Here is a 4,333-nt window from a genome sequence, read left to right as displayed (position 1 = left end):
TTCTCGGCCCGGAACACCCGGACACGCTCACCGCCCATTCCAACCTCGCCGCCTCCTACTCGCTGGCGGGCCGCACCGGCGACGCGATCACGATCCAGGAGCGGGTTGCCGCCGACCGTGAACGGCTTCTCGGCCCGGAACACCGGGATACGCTCACCGCCCACGCCAACCTTGCCAGCTCCTATCGGCAGGCGGGCCGCACCGGCGACGCGATCACCATCCTGGAACGGGTCGCCGTCGAACTGGAACGGCTTCTCGGCCCGGAACACCCGGACGCGCTCACCGCCCATTCCAACCTCGCCGCCTCCTACTCGCTGGCGGGCCGCACCGGCGACGCGATCACCATCCTGGAGCGGGTCGTCGCCGAACTGGAACGGCTCTTCGGCCCGGAACACCCGGACGCGCTCACCGCCCACTTCCGCCTCGCCGCCTCCTACTGGCAGGGTGGCCGCACCGGCGACGCGATCACCATTCTGGAACGGGTCGCCGCCGAACTGGAACGGCTCTTCGGCCCAGAACACCCGGACACGCTCTCCGCCTACGTTAACCTCGCCAGCTCCTATCGGCTGGCGGGCCGCACCGGCGACGCGATCACCATCCAGGAGCGGGTCGTCGCCGAACTGGAACGGCTCCTCGGCCCGGAACACCCGCACACCATTGCGTCAGCCGACGCACTGCAACTTTGGATGGCCGGTGGCTGACGCAAAGAAGGGTTGCGTAGCAGCAGTGGTCAGGTGTTGTGGCGTTCAGGTGTGGTGGGGAGTGCGCGGCGACGTTTGAGCAGGGACTCCGCCGCTCGGAGGATTCGTTCGCGGCGGCCACGGCTGCGCGGTTTCCGGTGACTGTCCGGATTATGTGTTCCGCCGGTGTCGAGCAGCGGCCATTGCCGCTTGCGTTGGTGGTGGTCACGGCCGACGGCGTTCGACGTGCGGTGGAGATGAAGGTTGATCTGGTGGGGCGCTGGCAGGAGATGGTGGCGCAGGACTGCCAATTGCCGCGTTGAGTACCCACGTTCCGCCGTCATGTCGGCTGTCCTGCTGGCGCCGGCTGAGCTGTTTGTGCTGATCGGGACAGGTTGATAGGTGCCGATTGGATCGTTGGCGCGAGGGCGTTCAGGTGCTCAGCGAGAGGCGGTGATCAGCACGGTGTGCTTGCGGATGCGGTAGCTTCCGTTGGCGTCGATCTCGGTTTGGACGAAGTCGTGGGCGGCCGATCGTTGCGGCGGCGTGAGTGGGTCATCCGCCATGCTGTCGAGGTAGGCGAGGATCGGCTCGACGGTGGGGATGTCGAGGCTGCACGGGTAGCGTTCGACGGCGACGGCGGTGAAGTAGCGGGCCACGTAGGTGGGTCCGGCTTCAGCGGTGAAGTCGTTCTGCCTAGCGCCGAGCGCAAGCTCCGGGCGGCCGATGGCGGGTCCGATGGCGTTGAGTTCGTCGAGGTGGTCGCTGCCGTTGGTGGCGATGGCGAGCCGCCCGCCGGGGCGCAGCACCCGGGCGAACTCGCGGAGCGCGGCGGCGGGGTCGTCGAGGTGGTAGAGCATGTGATTGGCGACGACGGTGTCGTAGCTGGCGTCGGGAAACGGCAGGTCGGTCGCGTCGCACTGCTGGACCCGGGCGTCGGGGATGGTGCGTAGTTGTTCACACATGGCGGGCGAGAAGTCGGTCAGGGTGAGGCTGAGTCCGCGGGTGACGTGGTCGACGTGGTTCCACAGCTTGCCGGTGCCGGCACCGACTTCGAGGACGTCGCCGGCGAGGGGAAGCCGTTCGTCCAGCCAGGAGAACCAGTCCTGCGGGTTCGTGCCATAGGTGTGCAATGCGATGCGGGCGGTGAGGTTGCCTGTCGTGGTCGCGTACTGACTGACGGCGTGAGCTGACGGCGTCCGGGTCATTGCCGGATCGTAAACCGTCGCTGTGCCCCGTCGAGCCGGTCGGTGCGGTGCTCAGTGAATGGCGGAACCGCCGAGCACACCGCCATATCTAAAGAGGACCTACAGCCCGTTCAGGCGACGGGGGCGGCGGCGGTGCGCATGAAGGGGACGGGGTCGATGGCGTTGAGGCGGGTGGCGGGGCGGCCGTAGTGGACCTCGAAGTGCAGGTGCGGGCCGGACGAGTTGCCGGACGTGCCGACGGATCCGATGGGCTGCCCGGCGGTGACCTGCTGGCCGACGGTGACGTCGGGTTGGCGGACCATGTGGCAGTACCGGGTGACGACGTCGCCGGCGTGGTGGATCTCGACGTACCAGCCGCAGCCCTTCACGGCCGGTGAGCCGTCGACGTCGCAGGACGGGCCGGAGGTGTTGCACACGACGGTGATGACGGTGCCCGCGGCGGTGGCCAGGATGGGGGTCTCGCGGGCGGCCATGATGTCGATGCCGTCGTGGGTGGGGCGGGATACGGTGCGGAAGCCGCTGGTGCCCTTGCCCGGCACCGGCGCGACCCAGGCGCCGACGGGCACGGCACCGGTCGGCGGCGCGATCACCGAGGGCGAGACCGTCGGGGTGACCGAGGGCGCCGGCGCCGGGCACGCGGGGAGTGGCTTGCGCCGGGAGACGTAGGCGTCCGACACGTAGGCGCCGCTGGTGAGCCGGTCCCAGCGGTCGGTGGTGCGGACCCGGCCCTTCGTCCGGGTGCCCTGCACCGAGCAGACCAGCGCGAGCTTCGCCCCGTTGCGCAGCGTCCCGACCGGGGCCGACGCGGCGGTCGGCCCCGAGCGCACGGTGAGCTTGACCTTGCCCGACGAGACGGTGCCCGGCAGCGACGCGGGCGCCGCGAGCGCGGCCTGATCCAGGGCCAGCAGCGCGGCGGTGGCGGCGGCGATCAGGCAGAGCACGGTGAGTCGACGTCGCATGCAGTACCGCCTTCGCAAGAGCCGCCAGGTCCTTCAAAGGCTGACGGCCGCCGGTTGCGACGCGGGTGCTAACGGGCGGCGAAGAAGGAGACCGCCTCCGTCAGGGCCAGGTCGGTCAGCGCCGGGTCGTGCCGCGGGCCGACGTCGCGCATGAAGGCGTGCTCGCCGCCGGCGTACACGTGCAGCTCCAGGTCGTCGAGGCCGGCACCGTACAGGCCGGCCAGGATCGAGACGCGCGCGTCGGCGGGCACGTGCGGGTCCTGCGAGCCGAAGACGATCATGAGGCGGCCGCGGATGTCGGCGGCGCGGGCGAGGCTGCCGGCGTCCGGGTCCCGGCCGAGCGCGCCGTTGTGCAGGCCGGTCGGGTAGAAGCAGACGGTCGCCGCGACCCGCGGGTCGAACGCCGCCCGGAACGCGAGGTGCCCGCCGATGCAGAACCCGGTCGCGAAGAGCGTCGTCGTGTCGGCGCGCCGCTCCAGGAAGTCCAGGACCGCGACTCGGTCCGCGTCGAACTGGGCGGTCGTGGTGGCCGCTGCCCCCGCCAGGCCCGCCTGCTTGCCCGCGTCGTCGAACTCCAGCGCGACGCCCGCGAGGTCGCCGTGCGGGTAGATCTCGGGGACGCAGACGACGAATCCCGCCGAGGCGAGCCGGCGCGCGGTCCGCAGCGTCGATTCGGTCAGCTGGAAGATGTCGGTGTACAGCAGGACCCCGGGCAACGGGCCGTCGCCGGCCGGGCGCAGCACGACCGAACGGATCGGCCCGTCCGGCGCCGGCACCGACACCTCGTCCTCACGCAGTTTCATGCCACCGACCTTACGGGGCCGACGGATCCACGGTTCCGCAACGACAAGGCCGTCCACCGGACCGGACGGCTACGGGTAGGCGGCAAGCCGCAGGCCGGCCAGGACCTCGTCCGTCCGGTCCGCGGTGCCCACCTGCCTGATCTGCACGTAGACGCCGTAGCCGCGCCGCGGCACCGTGAACACCGCCTCGCTGTAGGAGACGCGTCCGGCGCACGACGTCCAGCGCCGGACCTGGACCGGTGCCCCGGCGACGGTCGTGGCACGGTCGGGCTGCCGCACGCAGGGGGCGGGGTGCTCGGGCAGCGCCGGCTCGCCCGTGGTCAGGGCGTCGCTGGCGCCGACGAAGACGCCGGGCAGCGTGCTCGCCGGATCGGTCCAGGTGGCGACGTCCGGCGCGACCACGAGGCCCGGCGCGTGCCCGGCGGCCAGCCGCAGCACCGCCGGGTTCCAGCCCGCGTCGCGCACCTGACCCGCCCAGGCCGGCGGCACCGCGACGGACACCACCCCGTCCGCGTCGCGCACCCGCACCCAGCCCGGCGGCGGGCCACCCACGGCGGCGGAGCCGGCGAGGACCAGCGCGGCGGCGACCGTGACCGCTCCGGCGAACGTCCTGCTGAGGGCCCGGCGGACCCCGCGCCGGCGGGCGCCCGGCCCCAGCGAGCCGGCCGCCTGCCGCAGCTCGC

5 protein-coding genes and 1 pseudogene are annotated in these 4,333 nt (G+C 71.9%); 2 read left to right on the top strand and 4 right to left on the bottom strand.

Annotation, left to right across the window (positions count from 1 at the left end):
* The coding region (locus tag ABZS58_RS50425; RefSeq protein ID WP_354791911.1) for a tetratricopeptide repeat protein at positions 1-701 on the top strand (701 nt) is incomplete at its 5' end.
* 152 nt (positions 702-853) lie between these two features.
* A complete protein-coding gene (locus ABZS58_RS50420; RefSeq protein WP_354791909.1) occupies positions 854-1,003 on the top strand; it encodes a hypothetical protein in 150 nt (49 codons plus the stop codon).
* A 117-nt stretch (positions 1,004-1,120) separates the two neighbouring features.
* On the opposite strand, the gene ABZS58_RS50415 is transcribed toward ABZS58_RS50420, so the two are convergent.
* The 4 genes and pseudogenes from ABZS58_RS50415 to ABZS58_RS50400 all read right to left on the bottom strand — a co-directional run.
* Positions 1,121-1,888: a class I SAM-dependent methyltransferase gene (locus tag ABZS58_RS50415; RefSeq protein WP_354791907.1), complete on the bottom strand. Its 768-nt coding sequence runs from the start codon at positions 1,886-1,888 to the stop codon at positions 1,121-1,123.
* A 110-nt stretch (positions 1,889-1,998) separates the two neighbouring features.
* Entirely contained in the window at positions 1,999-2,847 is an 849-nt protein-coding gene (locus ABZS58_RS50410; protein WP_354791905.1) for a peptidoglycan DD-metalloendopeptidase family protein, read from the bottom strand.
* Positions 2,848-2,915: 68 nt separating this feature from the next.
* The gene (locus ABZS58_RS50405) at positions 2,916-3,650 is read right to left on the bottom strand and encodes a dienelactone hydrolase family protein (protein ID WP_354791903.1); all 735 of its coding nucleotides are present in this window, start codon (positions 3,648-3,650) and stop codon (positions 2,916-2,918) included.
* Positions 3,651-3,719: 69 nt separating this feature from the next.
* Positions 3,720-4,333: pseudogene (locus ABZS58_RS50400) on the bottom strand (hypothetical protein); the annotation flags it as partial.

Source organism: Dactylosporangium sp. NPDC005555 (genome assembly GCF_040605635.1).
In the GTDB taxonomy this organism is placed as follows: domain Bacteria; phylum Actinomycetota; class Actinomycetes; order Mycobacteriales; family Micromonosporaceae; genus Dactylosporangium.
The sequence above is the reverse complement of the archived record's forward strand: the minus strand, read 5'-3'. Positions and strand labels throughout refer to the sequence as shown.

Bases quoted from the DNA above. Each gene is read 5' to 3' on its own strand.
- ABZS58_RS50420 (WP_354791909.1), top strand. From the start codon at position 854: ATGTGTTCCGCCGGTGTCGAGCAGCGGCCATTGCCGCTTGCGTTGGTG.
- ABZS58_RS50415 (WP_354791907.1), bottom strand. From the start codon at position 1,888: ATGACCCGGACGCCGTCAGCTCACGCCGTCAGTCAGTACGCGACCACG.
- ABZS58_RS50410 (WP_354791905.1), bottom strand. From the start codon at position 2,847: ATGCGACGTCGACTCACCGTGCTCTGCCTGATCGCCGCCGCCACCGCC.
- ABZS58_RS50405 (WP_354791903.1), bottom strand. From the start codon at position 3,650: ATGAAACTGCGTGAGGACGAGGTGTCGGTGCCGGCGCCGGACGGGCCG.